The following is a 17,801-nucleotide window of genomic DNA, read 5'->3' on the forward strand; positions in this document are numbered from 1 at the left end:
TTCGCTCGATCTGCCTGATAACTCGCCACCTGATGGTAGCGGGCTTATGGCGTTCAGGCGTGGTCGACTTTGACCAGCGGATCGGCACCTGCGATCAGGGCGTTGACGATCGCCGATGAGGTGGAGCCAAGGCTGGACAGGTTGGCAGCCACTCCATCGCTGCCTTCCAGCTTGATGGAAACATCGACATTGCTTCCCGTGGCGTTCAATGTACCTGTTGTACTGACCTGAAGAGTCGAGGTGGCGGTATCCACGCGCAGGTAGTTGAGGATATTGCCCGCATTTTCGCCTTGCAGGAGATCGCTCAGGTCGATGCGGTCGCCCTGAGCGAAGTTGAGGTCCTTGACCAAATCGGTGCCGGTATCGCCCGTGCGCCAGACGAAGCGGTCTGCGCCGGTGCCGCCAGTGAGTGTGTCGTTGCCTTGGCCGCCGAACAATAAGTCATTGCCTGCAGCGCCAATTAAGCTGTCAGCGGCGGCGCCGCCGAATAGCAGGTCATTGTTATTGCCGCCGTTTAGGGTGTCTGCTCCAACGCCGCCATAGAGGTTGTCATTACCATCCCCGCCGTTCAACGTATCGTCCCCGGCGCCGCCATAGAGGATGTCGTGACCGGCGGCGCCGTTAAGCGTGTCATTGCCTGCGTAACCGTGAATCAGGTCATTGTTCGCGGTGCCGGTGATGGAATCCCCTGCATCGGTTCCGCTTGCAATGGTATTGCTTGCTTTATCGATCGTTACTGCGATGGTCTGAGTGCTGCTTGCCGTGCTCGCATTGCTTTCGGTCGCCGTTGCGGTGACGACAAGATTGAGCGTGCCGGTGAATATACTAGGCGGCAGCAATTGCAGTCCGTCGAGCTGTGCAGCTGTGAACGTCCAAACACCATCGTTCTGTCGGGTACCGGCAGTAAAGGCCGCATCGGCAGGCACACCCGCTATGGATAGGCTCAAGCTTTCTGAACCGTCCCGGTCTTGCAACGCCACCAGGTTACCCATCTCGATTGGCGCGCCATAGGTCGTTGAGCCGAAGCTGAAGGTCGTACTGGAAAGCGTCAGACGTGAGTCCTTTCCGGAGTCCTCGCCATTCAAAATCAACCAGTCGAAGTGATAGGCACCGCTGGCCGTGGCGGTAAAACTGCGCACACCGCTACTGTTGGTCGATGCTCCGGCCTGCTCGGAAGAGGTGATCATGATGCTCTGGCGGGCACCAGTTGGGTCGGTGACAACCAGAATGACCTGATCGTTGAAGCCATTTCGTATTTCACTTGAGACGTTTTCCCCGTTGGCGAATTGCCAGCCGAAGTTCACGGTTGTTCCGGCTTTCAGGTTGTAATCGGTGCTGGTCAGCTTGCCATCGATAACGTTGACATTGGCGTTGTTGGTCAATGCCCCACTCGGTGGGTTGAAGCCATCCAGTGCCCCGGTGGCAAGCCCTGTTTCGACTTCCAGATTGCTCTGGGATAGACCCACGCCATCAAACGTTGCGTTTACCCCCGTAGTGATTTGAGTACCACCAGCGGACAGCGAGAAGATGTTGCCGCTGTTGAGCAGAACAGGCGCATCCGCCACCGCTGTGACGCTCACGCTGACCGTGCTCGCGGCTGTACCACCCTTGCCGTCGCTGATGCTGTAAGTAATGCTGTCACTGCCGCTGTAGTTGGCGTTTGGCGTATAGGTCAGCGTGCCATTGGCATTAATGACCACCGTACCCTGCGTTGCGGTGGCGCTCGTTACCGTCAGGCTGTCGCCATCCACATCGCTGTCATTGCCTAAAACATTGATGATCACTGCTGAATCTTCATTTGCCGTAACGCTGTTGGTCAGTGCGACAGGTGCATCATTGACGGCGGCGAAGTTGATTGTGGCAGTAGCGGTGGCGGTGCCGCCTCTACCGTCGCTGACGGTGTAGGTGAATGTCGCCGGGCCGTTATGATTATTGGTGGGGGTAAACACGACGTCGCCGTTTACCATCGCTGCGGTGCCATTGGTCAGGCTTTGCACTGCTGTGATGGTCAAGCTATCGCCGTCGCGGTCGCTGTCATTGCCAAGTAACGACGTCGCGTTGATAGTCAGCGGCTGGTCCTCGGTACCTACCAGCGCGCCTATTTCTCGGCTCAAACTGTTACCGGACAGCACCGAGTAAGCTCCGCCGTCGGGCCTCAGCTCAACCTTCAATTCGGCCTGGCCCGCTTGATCCCAGTAAATGATCTCGATCTGGTGCTGGCCTGCCGTCGCGATATTGAAAACCGCACCCTCGCGTGCGGTGGGACTCTGGTTGCCGTTGTATTCCGCAACGACTACGCCATCGATACGGATGCTGTAGCCATCATCCGCCGTCACGCGAAGTTGATAATTCCCTTGGGCCAGATTGACCAAGCCGGCCAGCCTGATGATCGCATCGCTGCTATTGGCCGGGTCGGTGGACAAGCTGGTTGCATCGCTGCCGAGGAACGTCTGTAGGCTGTTGTTCGCGCCGAGTCCGTTGTTGTTGACTCCATAGTTCAGCGTGGTTGCGGTAAACGTAGCGGAAGGGCTATGGCTATTAACGAAATTCACGGCTTGGCTAAGGCTTGTTAAGTTGCTGCCGTCCGTACCTTCGTTATAGGCGAAATATTGACCGGCCAAACCACTGAGCTGGAAGTTGTCATTGGTCGCGATTGGCGTGCTGTTCAGCTCCAGGTTACCTGCAGTGCCGGGGTTGCCCGCCAAATCGGTATAGCTGCCGGCAGCAATGCTCACTGCGGGTGATGCAGTTCCTGTCTGGGTAAAGCTGGCAGTCCAGACTGCTGGATTGCTGGCTGACTGAACCAGATTGCTAAGGGTTCCGCCTGCCGTACTGATATCGCTTGCAGTAAACCCGCTGACGGCTTCGCTGAAGGTGAAGGTAAGCGTACTGATTTCGCCTACTGAAAGATTGCTATCGGAGGCGCTGATCACGACGGTGGGCGCGCTGATATCTACGGCCTGGGTGGTGCTGGCGGCGGTGCTGGCATTGCCGGCCAGGTCTTGGGCAGCCCATGTCGGTACGCTGATCGCGATCTCGCCGCCGGTTGGGGTGACGACCAGGGTGTAGGTCGAGGCATCGACACTGGTGAAGGTGCCCGGAGTGCCGTTGCTGACCCCGATGTCGGCGGCACTGAAGCCGCTGACCGCCTCACTGAAGGTGAAGGTAAGGGTGACATTACCAGCGGCGACCCCGGCGACGTTGTCGGTGATGGCCAGGGTCGGAGCCTGGGTGTCGATGCTGTAGTTGTCACTGCTGGCCGCGGCGCCGGCATTGCTGGCCACATCGGTGTAGGTGTTAGCTACCGTAATCAGGTTACTGGTGTCGGTGATGTTGGCGGTCGGGGTAAAGGTGCCGACCCAGGTAATGCCGCCATCGCTGCTGGCCAGGGTGCCGAGTGTGCCGTTCTGTGCATTCACATCGGCATTGCTGAAGGCACTGACGGCTTCGCTGAAGGTAATGGTGACGCTGGTGGTCTCACCGAGGCTCAGGCCCGTGTCGGCGAGGGCAATGCTGGTGACGGTAGGCGCCGTGTTGTCGAGCACCGCGGTGTCCGTTGCGCTGGCCGGGTTACCTGCTGCATCGGTGACGCTGGCGGTGACGCTCAGGTTGCCATCCGCCAAACCGCTGAGGTCAGCGGTGGTGCTGTAGTTGCCAGCAGCATCGGTAACGGCATCGACGCTAACCGAGTTGGTGCCATCGCTGATGACCAAAGTCACGGTACGGCCTGTGCCAACATCGGAGGTACCAGTAATAGTGGCGGCTGCTGCGGTGGCGGTATTCACATCGGCCAGGCTAACGGTGATGGTGGCGCTGGTATCGATGGCACCGGTGTTGTTGGCGGTTGCGGTATTGCCAGCGGCGTCGGTGACGCTGGCGGAAATTGTATAAGGCCCATCTGCTAGGGCTGATGGGACATCCGCCTGGAAGGTGCCGTCCGGTTGTACAACCGTAGTAAACGTTTGACCGACTCCATTGGAGTCGGTAATCACCAATGTAATAGTGGCTCCGATCTCGTTGCTTATACCGCTAATGGTCGGCGTACTGTCTGTAGTTAACAGCCGGGAATCGAGGGTGATGCTGGGTGTGGTGATATCAGGCAATTGCTGCTGCGCTGTAACCTCTTGCACTCCGGTGTCTTGCTCGCTGTCTGGAGTCGCCGCACCACTGCCTCCGGTAGTTGCAAACCCAACCGTTGCGTCAAGTTGCTGGCCCGTTTCGTCGAGCAGCACAAAGCTATGTCCGCCGCCTGCAGTACCGCCAGTACCACCTATGCCTCCTGGGCCTGCGGCAGGGGCGTCAAGGTCTTGGGTAGGGTCGAAGCCGGCGGTCAGCGCTTGTTCCAAATCAGTTGTGGGCGCTTGATCGCCTGAGTCAGCGCCGGGGGTTGCACGGCCCGCTTGCCAGCGACTATTTTGTGCAATGCCCACCAACTCGCCATTGGCCAGTTGCAGCGTTACTTCGCCCAGTCCAGTCAGAACTTGTTCACCCCGAAGGAGTCGATCGCCCTCGAAAATTTGTCGTTTCAACCCGTCAACGGATACCGCGAATACCTGGCCCGCAAGGCTTTTAACAACAGCGAAAAAAATGCTCATGGGACTGCTCCGGTAAGGTAAACGCTAATTTCGCGGCTCGATTAAATCAGTAATTTAGAGATAACAAACATTGAGCTGATGACTGGATAATGTCGTCAATTTGCTGGCTTGTCATTTTGCGCGCCTACGAAGATGCCAAACTATTGACCGACTGCTCGCGATAATAAAGAATGCCTGTCGTAATGTCACTTTGATATTGCCTTGCTATGTGGCAACCACCGTTAAACCTAAATTGTTTCCTGACCGCTTTGGTCTAGCTGCCTGAGCCCGCCCCCTTGTCCGAAAGGAATTTCACCCAATGCGCTTTCTCGTGGCCCTTCCGCTTGCTCTGGCTGTTTCCTTGGCCGCCCATGGACAAACGCTCAACGAAGCGATGCAAAGTGCCCTGGAAGTTCATCCGGAAGTGCGCGCGGCAATCAATGCACGTCTGTCCGTCGAGGAGCAGATGAACGCTGCCAGGGGCGGGTATCTGCCGCAGGTTGACCTGATCGCCGGTTATGGCCGCGAAGGCACGGACAGCCCGGCGACGCGCGGGATCGACGAGCATGACGACACCACCCTGAACCGCGGCGAAGCGACATTGCGCATGCAGCAGATGCTGTTCGATGGCTTCGCCACGCGCAGCGAGGTGGGCCGTCAGCGCGCAACCGTCAATGCGCGTGCCTACGAATTGTTGGACACCTCCGAGCGCACCGCGCTGACCGTCGCCCAGGTCTACCTCGACGTGCTGACCCGCCAGGAGCTGGTGCGGCTGGCCGAAGACAACCTGCGCAGCCACGAGCGAATCTATGACCAGATCAGCCTGCGCAGCGAGCGGGGCGTGGGGCGCATGGCCGATCTTGATCAGGCCGAGGCGCGGCTGGCCCAGGCGCGCAACAACCTGATCACCGAACAGACCAACCTGGCCGATGCGCGGATCAACTACCTGAGTATCGTCGGGCACGAGGTCACCGAGCTGAGCAAGCCCCAGGGGTTGCTGGGGCAGCTGCCGGCGAACCTGCAGGCGGCGCGCGAAGAAATGCTCGCGAACAATCCGCTGCTTGGCTCGGCGCAGGCCGATGTGCAGGCCTCGGAGCAGCAGTACGAGGCGGCCAAGGCCGCGTTCTACCCGCGCTTCGATGCGGAACTGGCCCGCGGTGCGGATAACAACATCGATGGTGTCGCCGGCCATAGCAATGAATGGCAGGCCATGCTGCGCATGCGCTACAACCTGTTTGCCGGCGGCAGCAACAAGGCCGACCTGCGCTCCAAGTCCCATCAGGTCAACCAGGCCATGGACATTCGCAACAACGCCCTGCGGGTGTTGAACGAGGATCTGGGGCTGGCCTGGAATGCCCTGGAAAATGCCCGCCAGCAATTGCCGATCGCTCAGCAGTACGTCGATTACAGCAGCCGGGTGCGCGAGTCCTACCAGCAGCAGTTCAGCCTTGGCGACCGTACCTTGCTGGACCTGCTCGACAGCGAGAATGAGCTGTTCACGGCATCCCGTCGTCTCGAAGAAGTGCGTTTCACCGAGCTGTTTACTCAGTACCGGATCAAGGCCACCATGGGCTCCCTGCTCAAGAGCCAGGGCGTGGTCGCGCCACTGGCCGCCGCACCGCTGGATGTGGTCACGCCACAGGTGAGCCTGCCCAGCCTGAATTGAACCACGTGCGATGAGTGAGCCTTTGTGGCAGTAGAGCCAACCCAATCCCCGACCCGCAGCGATCCGCGCGATCGCTACGACGACCCGTTGCTGGATAGCCTGCTGTCGCTGTGCAGCCTGCATCAGAAGGCCGCCAGCCGCGCCATGTTGACCGCTGGTTTGCCGCTCCCCGAGCAACGCCTGAGTGTCGAGTTGCTGCCGCGCGCAGCGGCTCGCGCCGGTTTGCAGGGGCGCTGGTTGCGCCGCAGTCTGGACAAGATTCCCGCGCTGGCAATGCCAGCATTGTTGTTGCTGAGGGAGAGCCGCAGCGCGCTGCTGCTCGGCTGGGACGAGCAGGGTCGCGCTCGGGTCATGCCCAGCGAGAGCGAGGGCGGCGAGGTGAGGGTAAGCGCCGAGCTGCTGGCCGAGGATTACAGCGGTCAGGTGTTTTTCGCCCAGCCCCTGCACAAGTTCGACTTCAACCGCGGCGAGCTGATCCCGCGCGCCAAATCCTGGTTTCGCGACACCCTCAAGCGCTCCCGCTGGCTTTACATCGACGCGATTGCCGCGAGCCTGCTGATCAATCTGATCGGTCTGGCGACGCCGCTGTTCGTGATGAACGTGTACGACCGGGTGGTGCCCAACCAGGCCGAAGCCACGCTCTGGGTGCTGGCGATCGGCATCGTTGGGGTGTTCTTCTTCGACCTGTTGCTGAAAACCCTGCGCGGCCTGTGCCTCGACCTGGCAGGGAAAAAGACCGATCTGATCATCTCCGCCACGCTGTTCGAACGCATCGTCGGCATGGCCATGAAGTTTCGGCCGGCGCGGGTCGGCAGCTTCGCCCAGAACATTCACGAGTTTCAGAGCCTGCGCGACTTCCTCGCGTCGCTGACCCTGGCGAGCGTGATCGACCTGCCGTTCACCCTGCTGATTCTCGCGGTGATTGCCTTCATCGGCGGGCACCTGGTGTGGATCCCGATTCTTGCGTTTCCGCTGGTGGCGCTGATTGGCTGGGCCGTGCAGCGGCCGCTGGGCGACACCATGCAGCGCACCATGGCACTGGCGGCCGAGCGCCAGTCGAGCCTGATCGAAAGCCTGGCCGGGCTCGATGCGGTCAAGGTCAACAACGCCGAAAGCGAACGCCAGTACCTGTGGGAGCAGACCATCGGCACCCTCAGTCGTCTGGAACTGCGCGCGCGCACGCTGTCCAGCCTAGCAATGAACGGCACGCTGCTGGTGCAGCAACTGGCGGGCGTGGCGGTGATCGTGATGGGCGTGTACCAGATCATCGACGGCAACCTGAGCATGGGCGGGCTGATCGCCTGCTACATGCTCAGTGGCCGCGCGCTCGGGCCCCTGACTCAGGTGGCCGGGCTGTTGACCCGCTATCAGCAGGCCAAGGTGACGCTCGAGTCCGTCAACCAGATGATGGAGCTGCCGCAGGAGCGCCACGAAGACGAGCGCCCGCTCAAGCGCCAGGCGCTGCAGGGCGCGGTCGAGTTCCGTCAGCTGGAATTCCATTACCCCGACCAGCAGCAGGCCGCATTGCACGGCATCAACCTGGCGGTTCGCCCCGGCGAGAAGATCGGCATCATCGGCCGTAGCGGTTCGGGCAAGAGTTCGCTGGCGAAGCTGATCGTCGGCCTGTACCAGGCCGACGCCGGCAGCCTGCTGGTCGACGGCATCGATGTGCGCCAGCTGGATGTCAGCGACCTGCGTTACAACATCGGCTACGTGCCCCAGGACATTCAGCTGTTCTCCGGCAGCTTGCGCGACAACCTGGTGGCCGGCGCCCGCTATGTCGAAGACGAACTGGTTCTGCAGGCGGCAGAGCTGGCCGGGGTGCATGAGTTCGCCCGGCTGCACCCCAAGGGCTATGAGCTGCAGGTGGGTGAGCGCGGCCAGAACCTGTCCGGCGGACAGCGGCAGAACGTTGCCCTGGCGCGTGCGCTGCTGCTCGATCCGCCGATCCTGCTGCTCGACGAGCCAACCAGTGCCATGGACAACACCGGCGAAGAGCGGCTCAAGCAGCGCCTGCAGTCGGTAATCGGCAACAAGACCCTGTTGCTGGTCACCCACCGCGCCTCGATGCTCAGCTTGGTCGACCGGCTGGTGATCATCGATCGCGGCCAAATCATCGCCGACGGGCCGAAAAACAGTGTGATGGAAGCGCTGAAGAAGGGGCAGATCAGTGTCAGCTAAGCCACCGCGCAAACGGCTGCGTGACGCCGTCGCCGCCTATTTCGGCAGCCAGGGCGGAATGGGCGACGAGCCGCTCCCCGAGGTCAACAAGGCGCTGATAGAAGATGCGCCGCGGATCGTGCGCCTGACCATCTGGGGCATGCTCGGGTTCGTCGCGTTCTGCCTGCTGTGGGCGAATTTCGCGGTGGTCGACGAAGTGACCCGCGGCGAGGGCAAGGCCATTCCGTCCTCGCGCCTGCAGAAAATCCAGAACCTGGAAGGCGGTATTGTTGCCGAGCTGTTCGTTCGTGAAGGGCAGATCGTCGAGGCCGGCGATCCGCTGCTTAGGCTGGATGACACGCGCTTCGCCTCCAACGTCGGCGAAACCGAAGCGGATCGCGTGGCCTTGTCGCTGCGGGTCGAGCGCCTGAGCGCCGAGGTCCAGGAGCGCGAACTGCTGATCGCGGACGAAGTGCGCGAGAAGGCTCCGCGGCAGGCGGAAAACGAGCTTCAGCTGTTCAACAGCCGCCGGCAGCAGTTGAACAACGAGATCGCCGGCCTGCAGGAGCAACTGACCCAGCGCCGCCAGGAGTTGCGCGAATTCGCTTCGAAGCAGGCGCAATACCGCAGCAGCCTCAACTTGCTGCGCCAGGAAATCCAGATGTCCGAACCGCTGGTGGCCGAGGGCGCGATCTCGCCGGTGGAAGTGCTGCGGCTGAAACGCGCCGAGGTGGAAGCGCGCGGTCAGCTGGATGCGACCACCCTGGCATTGCCTAGGGCCGAAGCGGCGATCAAGGAGGTCGAGCGCAAGATCGATGAAACCCGCGGGCGTTTTCGCAGCGAAGCCCTCACCGAGCTGAACGAGGCACGCACCGAGCTGAGTAAGACCCAGTCGACCGGCAAGGCACTGGAGGACCGGGTCAATCGCACCCTGGTGACATCGCCCGTGCGCGGCATCGTCAAGCAATTGCTGGTCAACACCATCGGTGGGGTGATCCAGCCAGGCAGCGATCTGGTGGAGATCGTGCCGCTGGACGAGAACCTGCTGGTCGAGGCGCGCATCCGCCCGCAGGACATCGCCTTCCTGCATCCGGGGCAGGAGGCCATGGTCAAGTTCACCGCCTATGACTACACCATCTACGGTGGGCTCAAGGCGGAGCTCGAGCAGATCGGCGCGGACACCGTCACCGACGACGAAGGCAACAGCTTCTACGTGATCAAGCTGCGCACCAACAAGAGCCACCTGGGCAGCGAGGCGAATCCGCTGCTGATCATCCCAGGCATGGTCGCCTCGGTGGACATCATCACCGGCAAGAAAAGCATCCTCAGCTACCTGCTCAAACCGATCATCCGCGCCCGCTCAGAAGCCCTGCGCGAGCGGTAGGGTGCGCCGTGCGCACCGATGCTGGTGAATTTCTCGCATGGCGTACCCTACGTCGGACTATTCGACGAATAATTGTTGCACCACCGAGAAGTCCTGCTTGCCTTTGCCCTGCTTGAGCAGCAGCCGGTACAGCTGCAGGGCGAGGGCGCCCATGGGCGTGCTGCTGCCGCTGTGCTGGGCGGCTTCCTGGGCCAGGCCCAGGTCCTTGGTCATCAGCTCGGCCATGAACCCGCCGCTGTAGCCTTTGGATGCGGGGGCGTTTTCCATTACCCCAGGCCAGGGGTTGTACTTCTCCAGCGTCCAGTTGCCCCCCGAGCTCTGCCGCATGATCTCGGCCAGCACCGCTGGCTCCAGCCCATTGGCCACGCCCATGGCCATGGCCTCGGCAGTGGCGATCATCTGCACCGCCAGCACCTGGTTGTTGCACACCTTGGCCACCTGGCCGGCGCCGTCAGGGCCGGCGTGGAAAATGTTCTTGCCCATGGCCTCGAAGATCGAACGGGCTTTTTCCAGGGTGGTCGCCGCGCCGCCGATCATGAAGGTCAGGGTGCCCGCCGCCGCGCCAGCGGTGCCGCCGGATACCGGCGCGTCGAGCAATTCGATACCACGCGCGGCAGCAGCTTGATGCACCTTGCGCGCGGATTCCGGGGCGATGGTCGAGCATTCCAGCACCAGGCTGCCGGGTCTGAGCGCGGCAAGCAGGCCGTTTTCGCCGAGGTACAGGCCTTCGACGTGACGACTGGCGGGCAGCATGCTTACCAGCACATCGGCGCCTTGCACCGCATCCAGCGCGCTGCTGGCGGCGTGCGCGCCATCCTTGGCCAGGTCTTCAACGGCTGCCTGCAGCAGGTCGAAGACCCGCAAGCTGAAGCCCGCCTTGAGCAGGTTGCGGGCCATGGGCAGGCCCATGTGTCCAAGGCCGATAAAGGCAATCGTGGTCATTGTTGTTCTCCTTGCCGGGTGGATGGGCGCTCGCGCGTGGGGAAGTTCAGGTCTTGAACAGGGCGTTGAGACGAGCGAAGGGCTCGGCCTGTTCGGCGAAATCGAAGGTGCCGTGCTCGCGGACTTCCTCGGCGGCGCGCAGGAAGCCAGCGAAGGCCGCGCGTGCCAGCGACGAACCGAGGCTGACGCGCTTCACCCCCAGCGCGCTCAGGTCGGCGACGGAGAAGCGTGCCGCTGCCAACCCCATCACCACATTGACCGGCTTGGGCGCGACGGCGCGCACCACCGCTTCGATCTGCTCGGCGCTGGTCAGGCCTGGCGCGAACAGCACATCGGCGCCGGCTTCGGCGTAGGCCTGCAGGCGGCGGATGGTGTCATCCAGATCGGGGCAGCCGTGAAGAAAGTTTTCCGCCCGCGCGCAGAGCATAAACGGGAAGGGCAGGCTGCGCGCCGCGGCCACGGCGGCCTGGATGCGCTCGAGCGCCAGCTCGAAGGGGTAGATGGGCGCTTCTGGCCGGCCGCTGGCATCTTCGATCGAGCCCCCGACCATACCGGCGGCAGCCGCCTGAAGGATGGTTTCGGCACAATCGGCGGGGCTGTCGCCGAAGCCGTTTTCCAGGTCGGCCGCCACTGGCAGGCCGCTGGCTTCGATGATCGCCCGCGCGTTGGCCAGGGTTTCTGCGCGGCTGACGCGGTTGGCGCCATCGGCACGGCCGAGGCTGAACGCCAGCCCGGCGCTGGTGGTGGCCAGCGCCTCGAAACCCAAATTGGCCAGGGCCTTGGCTGACCCTGCATCCCAGGGGTTGGGCAGGACGAAACAGCCCTCGCGCTGGTGCAGGGCCTGGAAGGTCAGGGCGTGCTGCAGCTGAACGGACACCTCAGAGATCCGCCAACGGGTGCGCACCGTCCCATGCCGGGGCGAAGTGCGCCTCGATGACTTCATCGCTGATGCTTGCCACGTCCGGCCAGTGCCACTGCGGCTTGTGGTCCTTGTCGATCAGCCGGGCGCGCACGCCCTCCGGGAATTCGGGATGACGGCAGCAGTTAAGGCTCATGGCGTATTCCATGCGGAACACCTCGGCCAACGACAGCGGCTTGGCGCGCTGGATCTGCTGCCAGACCAGGTGCGCGGTCAGTGGGCAACCGCCGGCCAGGGTCTTCGCCGCGCGGGCCATCAGCGGATCGCTGTCGTCCAGCAGCGCCGTGAGGGCGCGCCAGGCGTTGGGCAGGTCGGCGTGGTCGAGCAGTTCATCGATGCGTGCACGCCGCGGCGCCCACTGCGCCTCGGGCAATTGGTCGCGGGCTTCGCGTTCCAGCGCCTTGAGCAGGCTGTGCAGCTGCAGCGCCGGTTGTTCCAGCCAGTTGAGCTGAACCAGGCCTTCAATCAGGGCGTCCTGCTGGGTGTCGAGCAGGAAGCGGTCGGCCAGGTCCAGGTCCAGCGCATCGCGGGCATTGATGCCGCTGGCGGTAAGGCCGAGAAACAGGCCGAGCTTGCCAGGCAGGCGGGCGAGGAATCGGCTGCCGCCGACATCGGGGTACAGACCGATATTGATTTCCGGCATGCCCAGGCGGCTCGACGGGGTGACGATGCGCACGCCGGCGCCCTGCATCAGCCCCATGCCACCGCCCAGCACGTGGCCATGGGCCCAACAGATAAATGGCTTGGGATAGGTGTGGATGCGGTGGTCGAGGCGGTATTCGTCGGCGAAAAAGCGCCGCGCCAGGGGCGGTATTTCACCGGGGTGTTCGAGGCACTGCTGGGCCAGCTGGACCACGTCGCCGCCTGCGCAAAACGCCTTGGCGCCGTTGCCGCGCAGGATCACGCAGGCGACGCTCGGGTCCTGCGCCCAGGCTTCGAGCTGGGCATCCAAGGCCTCGATCATCGGCAGGGACAGGGCGTTCAGGCTCTTTTCCGCATCCAGGCTGGCGATGCCGATGTGCATGCCATGCAGGCTGTGGTGTGTTTCAAAAAGTACGTTCATCGGCAAAGTTCCTGGTGCGCACGGCGCACCCTGCGGGAATGGGGTTATTTGTTGCGCCACTGCGGGTCGCGCTTTTCCAGGAAGGCATTAACGCCTTCGCGGGTGTCGTCGGCATCGAACAGGTCGACGAAACGCTCGCGTTCCTCGCTCAGCCAGGTGTTCGGGGCGCGCTCGCGGGCACCCTGCAACAGCGGCTTGATGGTGCGCACTGCCACCGGGCTCTGCCGCGCGACCTTGGCGGCCAGCAGCAGGGCATGGCCGCGGGCTTCGCCGGTATCCACCACCTGCTCGACCAGGCCGATGCGCAGCGCGGTTTCTGCATCGACGCGCTCGCCACACAGAATCATGCGCTTGGCCCAGCCTTCGCCAATCAACCAGGGCAGTGTCTGGGTGCCGCCGGCACATGGCAGCACGCCGACCGTGGCTTCCGGCAGAGCCATCTGCGCCTGGCGCTCGGCAATGCGGATGTCGCAGGCCAGTGCACACTCCAGGCCGCCGCCCATGGCGTAGCCGTTGATCGCGGCAATCGACACGCCGCGAAAATCGCGCAGCGCTTCGAAGGCCTCGCCAAAGCGCCGGGCCATTTCCCGGGCGCGGGCCTTGTCACCGTCGGCGAACAGCTTCAGGTCGGCGCCAGCGCTGAAAAACTTGGTGCCTTGGCCGGTGATGACCAGGGCATAGATATCGTCGTCATGATTGAGGTGCTCAACCACCTGCTTGAGGCCGATCAACGAATCGCGGTCCCAGGTATTGGCCGGCGGCTGGTTGATGCTGATCAGCGCGGTGTGACCATGTTTTTCCACGGTCAGTTTGTGAGTCAGGTCGAATACACCGGGGTGGTAGGCTTCGATGGCGTGGCTCATAGGTGTCCTCGTGTCGTTGGCTGGGTCGCGTAGGGTATGCGGGGCCGCCTAGGCCGTGTGCACCGCGGCGAATGGTGCGCATGGCGAACCCTACAGCTAGGGCATTTATAGCAATCGATCGAGCATGCCACCCTGATCCAGCAGGCGGCGCGCGATGATCACCCGCATGATTTCGTTGGTGCCTTCGAGAATCTGGTGCACGCGGCTGTCGCGTACCCAGCGTTCCAGCGGGTAATCATTCAGATAGCCGTAACCGCCGTGGAGTTGCAGCGCTTCGTTGCACAGCGTGAAGCAGTGATCGGTGGCGAAGCGCTTGGCCATGGCGCAATACAGGCTGGCCTCGCCGTGACCCTGGTCCAGCTTGTGCGCAGCCAGGCGCACCATCTGTCGGCTCGCCGTCAAATCGGTGAGCATGTCGGCGAGCTTGAATTGCAGCGCCTGGAAATCGCTGAGCGGCTTGCCGAACTGCTTGCGCTCCTCGACGTAGCGCAGCGATTGCTCCAGCGCCGCCTGGGCCGCACCGAGCGAGCAGCTGGCGATATTGATGCGCCCGCCATCCAGGCCCTTCATGGCGTAGACGAAACCCTGGCCTTCCGGGCCGATGCGGTTGCCCGCCGGGATGCGTACGCCCTCGAAGGTGATGGTGCGGGTCGGCTGGGCTCGCCAGCCCATCTTCAATTCGTTGCGCCCGTACTTCACGCCCTCGGCATCGGCCGGCACCAGGAAGCAGGAGACGCCCTTGGCGCCACTTTCCTCGCCGGTGCGCGCCATCACGATCAATACATCGGTGCTGCCGGCGCCGGAGATAAAGCATTTGCTGCCATCGAGTACATAGTCGTCGCCATCGCGCTTGGCGCGGGTGCGCAGGTGGGCGGCGTCGGAGCCGGCGTCCGGCTCGGTCAGGCAATAGGAGGCCAGCAGCTCGCCGCTGACCAGGCGCGGCAGCCAGGTGTCCTTCAGTGCCTGATCGGCGAAGGAGGCGAGCATCCACGAAGCCATATTGTGGATGGTCAGAAACGCCGTGGTGGCAATACAGCCGGCCGACAGTTGTTCGAAGATCAGCGAGGCGGACAAGCGCGACAGGCCGAGGCCGCCATCCTCTTCCTGGATGTACAGGGCCAGATAGCCCTGTTCGGCGGCGCGCTTGATCACGTCGACCGGGAAGTGATGGTCGCGGTCCCAGTCGGCGGCGTGGGGCGCCAGTTCGCGGCTGGCGAACTGGCGGGCGCTGTCTACCAGCAGGCGTTGTTCATCGCTGAGTTCGAAATCCATAAGTCCTCATTGCAGGGTCAGGGGTTGCCCGGCGGCCTTTCGTTCGCTTTGCCACTCGGCAAGGCTGGGGGCCGCTTGGTTGGCGTCGAGGCGATCGACGATCTCAAAGTAGTCTTGCTTGAGCGGGTCCTTCAGCACCTCGGTGCGGCTTTTGACCTTGACGACATACACCGTCTGCGCATTCTGGTGATCGAACGCGCGCCACTCCTGCTGATCTTTCAGAAGCTGATAACGATGGCCCTCGAGGGCCTTGATCAGCGCTTCGCTGTCCAGGCTGTTGGCCCGCTGCACCGCATCCGCCCACTGATAGACGATGCTGTATGCCGATGCCGCGGAGCTGGACGGATACATCTGGTAGCGCTCGGCGAACGTCTTGACGAAGGCTTCGCCCCGCGCCGATTTCTCCAGCGCCGGTACGCGCCAGGTCCAGGGTTCGGTGCCGAGCACGCCTTCCATCAGGCCGGGGCCGGCCTGTTCGACCATGCTCTGGGTCAGGTTGGGCGCGACGATCTGCATACGCTCGGTGAGGCCGAGGTCCTTGGCGATGCGCATGGCGCGTACCAGGTCTTCGCCGAACAGCACCAGGGCCAGCACTTCCGCATTGCTTGCCGCCGCCTGGGTCAGGGCATCCTGGTATTCGGCCAGGCGTGCGCCCGGAAACGAGACCTTGACCCCAGGGTGCTTGGCAGCATCCTGACTGTCGGTCGTCTGCCGCAGCGAGCTCTCGGTGGTGTGGCCCCAGGTGTAGTCGGAGGTCACGTAGAAGTAGCGCTTGTCCGGCAGGTTCTTGCTCAGGTACTGGCCCAGCACCCGCGCGCTCATCCAGGCGTTGTTGCACTCGCGGAACATGTAGCGGTGGCCGTCCTTGCCGGTGGTGTCGTTGGAGTAGGTCAGGGTGCCGAAATACAGCAAGCCGTGTTCGGCCGCGCGCTTGCCCGAGGCGATCGCCACGGCGCTGGAAGAGCCGCCGAACAGCATCGCGGCGCCTTCGCTGGCCAGCTTGTCGACATTGCGCACGGCCTTTTTCGGCCGCGATGCGGTGTCCTTGCTCGACAGACGCAGCGAGCGGCCCAGTACGCCGCCCCTGGCGTTCAGCTCGTCGATGGCCAGCAAGGCTCCACGCATCTGTGCGAGTCCTTCTTCTTTATAGGGGCCGGTGCGCGGGTAGTTGAGTCCGAGGGTGATCGGCTCAGCGGCCTGGGCACAGGCTGTAATCAAGGCCCATAGGGCCAGAATGGCGCTCAAACGTTGCATGGCAGCTTCCTTGTTGTTTTTGTGGAAAACCAAGAAGCTTTTTACGCCATTAGACCAATGGGTGAGATCGTCAATTGGTCTAACGCTTGTTACCGGGTTCTCATTTCAGCTGAATGGTCATATTCGCGCCGGCCACTGAGTCCTCATCGAACCAACGGCTGGTGACCGTTTTGGTCTCGGTGAAGAAGCGCACACCCTGTTTGCCATAGGCGTGCAGGTCACCGTAGAACGAGCCTTTCCAGCCGGTGAAGGAGAAGAACGGCAGCGGTACCGGCACCGGCACGTTGATGCCGACCTGGCCAACCTCCACCGCGTGCTGGTAATGGCGCGCCGCGCCGCCGGAGCGGGTGAAGATCGAGGTGCCGTTGCCGTAGGGGCTGGCGTTGACCAGTCCGATGGCTTCTTCCAGCGTATCGACCTCCATGCACACCAGCACCGGGCCGAAGATCTCTTCGCGGTACAGGCTCATCTTGGTCGTCACGCCGCGAAACAGCGTGGCGCCCAGCCAGTTACCGTTGGGGTAGCCCTCGACCGCGCACTGCGAGCCGTCCAGCAGGCATTCGGCGCCTTCCGCCTTGCCCTCGGCGATCAGGCGCAGCACGCGCTGTTTGGCCTGCTGGCTGATCAGCGGGCCGAAGGCGGCGTGGCCATCGGTCCAGTAACCGGGTTGCAGGTCGGCCATCTGCGCCTGCAGCTCGTCGATCCACTGCTTCGATTCGCCGACAAACACCGCCACGCTGATCGCCATGCAGCGCTGCCCGGCCGCGCCGCAACTGGCGCCGATCAGGTTGCTCAGCACCTGCTGCTTGTTAGCGTCGGGCATGATCACCATGTGGTTCTTCGCCCCGGCGAAGGCCTGTACACGTTTCAAGTGGGCGGTGCCGGTGCGGTAGATGTGCTGGCCGACCGGCACCGAGCCGACGAAGGAGATCGCGCGGATATCCGGGTGGGTCAGCAGGCTGTCGACCACCTCGCGCGCGCCGTGCAGCACCTGCAACACGCCCTTGGGCGCGCCGGCCTCGATAAACAGCTCGGCCAGGCGGTTCGGCGTCAGCGGGTCCTGTTCCGACGGTTTGAGAATAAAGGTGTTGCCGGCGGCGATGGCCAGGGGAAACATCCACAGCGGAATCATCGCCGGGAAGTTGAACGGGGTGACGCCGACGCATACGCCCAGTGGCTGAATCCAGCTGGCGGTATCGATATCGCGAGCCACGTTCTCCATGGTCTCGCCCATCATCAGGCTGGCGATGTTGCAGGCCTGCTCGACCACCTCGATACCGCGCCAGACGTCGCCCTTGGCGTCGGCCAGGGTCTTGCCGGTTTCGCCGGCGAGAATTTCCGCCAGCTCGTCATGGTGCTCTTTCAACAGGTGCTGGTAGCGCAGCATGACCCGCGCTCGTTCGGAAACCGGCACGTCGCGCCAGGTGAGAAATGCCGCCTTGGCACTGGCAATCGCCGCTTCGATTTCCTCGGCCGTGGCCTTGGGCGCAAGGGCCAGCACTTCCTGGGTTGCCGGGTCGGTGACTTCGATAAATTCGCGCGTACGGCTCTCGCGCCATTCACCGTCGATCAACTGCGGAATTGCCTTGGCCATTGCGTTCTCCACGGGGACCCTGGGTCCGTTGTTGTTTTGCAGTGTTATAGCTGGCCGCGCGCCTGTTGTGGATTGACGATCTTGGTTGCGAGATGGACTATCTTGGGATT

The 17,801-nt window shown here is 62.8% G+C and carries 11 protein-coding genes; 3 read left to right on the forward strand and 8 right to left on the reverse strand.

Going from position 1 to position 17,801, the window contains the following annotated elements:
• Positions 1-53: 53 nt before the first annotated feature.
• The gene (locus tag ACX0MV_RS06080; RefSeq protein ID WP_458981569.1) at positions 54-4,595 is read right to left on the reverse strand and encodes a beta strand repeat-containing protein; all 4,542 of its coding nucleotides are present in this window, start codon (positions 4,593-4,595) and stop codon (positions 54-56) included.
• A gap of 298 nt (positions 4,596-4,893) precedes the next feature.
• On the opposite strand from ACX0MV_RS06080, the gene ACX0MV_RS06085 reads away from it, so the two are divergent.
• The 3 genes from ACX0MV_RS06085 to ACX0MV_RS06095 are packed head-to-tail and all read left to right on the forward strand — an operon-like array spanning position 4,894 to position 9,784.
• Positions 4,894-6,240 carry a TolC family outer membrane protein gene (locus tag ACX0MV_RS06085; protein ID WP_458981570.1) on the forward strand — a complete coding sequence of 449 codons (1,347 nt, stop codon included), beginning with the start codon at positions 4,894-4,896 and terminating at the stop codon, positions 6,238-6,240.
• Between the two features lie 24 nt (positions 6,241-6,264).
• A complete protein-coding gene (locus ACX0MV_RS06090; protein ID WP_458981571.1) occupies positions 6,265-8,421 on the forward strand; it encodes a type I secretion system permease/ATPase in 2,157 nt (718 codons plus the stop codon).
• 58 nt (positions 8,422-8,479) lie between these two features.
• Positions 8,480-9,784: an HlyD family type I secretion periplasmic adaptor subunit gene (locus ACX0MV_RS06095; protein ID WP_458981777.1), complete on the forward strand. Its 1,305-nt coding sequence runs from the start codon at positions 8,480-8,482 to the stop codon at positions 9,782-9,784.
• A gap of 57 nt (positions 9,785-9,841) precedes the next feature.
• Here ACX0MV_RS06095 and mmsB read toward each other — a convergent pair whose 3' ends face one another.
• The 7 genes from mmsB to ACX0MV_RS06130 all read right to left on the reverse strand — a co-directional run bounded on the left by mmsB (position 9,842) and on the right by ACX0MV_RS06130 (position 17,691).
• The gene (gene mmsB / locus ACX0MV_RS06100) at positions 9,842-10,726 is read right to left on the reverse strand and encodes a 3-hydroxyisobutyrate dehydrogenase (RefSeq protein ID WP_458981572.1); all 885 of its coding nucleotides are present in this window, start codon (positions 10,724-10,726) and stop codon (positions 9,842-9,844) included.
• A 46-nt stretch (positions 10,727-10,772) separates the two neighbouring features.
• On the reverse strand, positions 10,773-11,603 hold the full coding sequence (locus ACX0MV_RS06105; protein ID WP_458981573.1) for an isocitrate lyase/PEP mutase family protein: 831 nt from the start codon (positions 11,601-11,603) through the stop codon (positions 10,773-10,775).
• 1 nt (position 11,604) lies between these two features.
• Positions 11,605-12,708: an enoyl-CoA hydratase/isomerase family protein gene (locus tag ACX0MV_RS06110; RefSeq protein ID WP_458981574.1), complete on the reverse strand. Its 1,104-nt coding sequence runs from the start codon at positions 12,706-12,708 to the stop codon at positions 11,605-11,607.
• A gap of 44 nt (positions 12,709-12,752) precedes the next feature.
• Entirely contained in the window at positions 12,753-13,571 is an 819-nt protein-coding gene (locus ACX0MV_RS06115; RefSeq protein ID WP_458981575.1) for an enoyl-CoA hydratase, read from the reverse strand.
• 105 nt (positions 13,572-13,676) lie between these two features.
• On the reverse strand, positions 13,677-14,843 hold the full coding sequence (locus ACX0MV_RS06120) for an isobutyryl-CoA dehydrogenase (RefSeq protein WP_458981576.1): 1,167 nt from the start codon (positions 14,841-14,843) through the stop codon (positions 13,677-13,679).
• A gap of 6 nt (positions 14,844-14,849) precedes the next feature.
• Positions 14,850-16,097 carry a substrate-binding protein gene (locus tag ACX0MV_RS06125; protein WP_458981577.1) on the reverse strand — a complete coding sequence of 416 codons (1,248 nt, stop codon included), beginning with the start codon at positions 16,095-16,097 and terminating at the stop codon, positions 14,850-14,852.
• 100 nt (positions 16,098-16,197) lie between these two features.
• On the reverse strand, positions 16,198-17,691 hold the full coding sequence (locus tag ACX0MV_RS06130; protein ID WP_458981578.1) for a CoA-acylating methylmalonate-semialdehyde dehydrogenase: 1,494 nt from the start codon (positions 17,689-17,691) through the stop codon (positions 16,198-16,200).
• Positions 17,692-17,801 lie beyond the last annotated feature (110 nt).

The sequence above is a fragment of the Pseudomonas cistanchae genome (assembly GCF_054483635.1).

Excerpts from the sequence above, each read along its gene's own strand:
- ACX0MV_RS06080 (WP_458981569.1), bottom strand. The coding sequence starts at position 4,595 with ATGAGCATTTTTTTCGCTGTTGTTAAAAGCCTTGCGGGCCAGGTATTC.
- ACX0MV_RS06085 (WP_458981570.1), top strand. The coding sequence starts at position 4,894 with ATGCGCTTTCTCGTGGCCCTTCCGCTTGCTCTGGCTGTTTCCTTGGCC.
- ACX0MV_RS06095 (WP_458981777.1), top strand. The coding sequence starts at position 8,480 with ATGGGCGACGAGCCGCTCCCCGAGGTCAACAAGGCGCTGATAGAAGAT.
- mmsB (WP_458981572.1), bottom strand. The coding sequence starts at position 10,726 with ATGACCACGATTGCCTTTATCGGCCTTGGACACATGGGCCTGCCCATG.
- ACX0MV_RS06110 (WP_458981574.1), bottom strand. The coding sequence starts at position 12,708 with ATGAACGTACTTTTTGAAACACACCACAGCCTGCATGGCATGCACATC.
- ACX0MV_RS06115 (WP_458981575.1), bottom strand. The coding sequence starts at position 13,571 with ATGAGCCACGCCATCGAAGCCTACCACCCCGGTGTATTCGACCTGACT.
- ACX0MV_RS06120 (WP_458981576.1), bottom strand. The coding sequence starts at position 14,843 with ATGGATTTCGAACTCAGCGATGAACAACGCCTGCTGGTAGACAGCGCC.
- ACX0MV_RS06125 (WP_458981577.1), bottom strand. The coding sequence starts at position 16,097 with ATGCAACGTTTGAGCGCCATTCTGGCCCTATGGGCCTTGATTACAGCC.
- ACX0MV_RS06130 (WP_458981578.1), bottom strand. The coding sequence starts at position 17,691 with ATGGCCAAGGCAATTCCGCAGTTGATCGACGGTGAATGGCGCGAGAGC.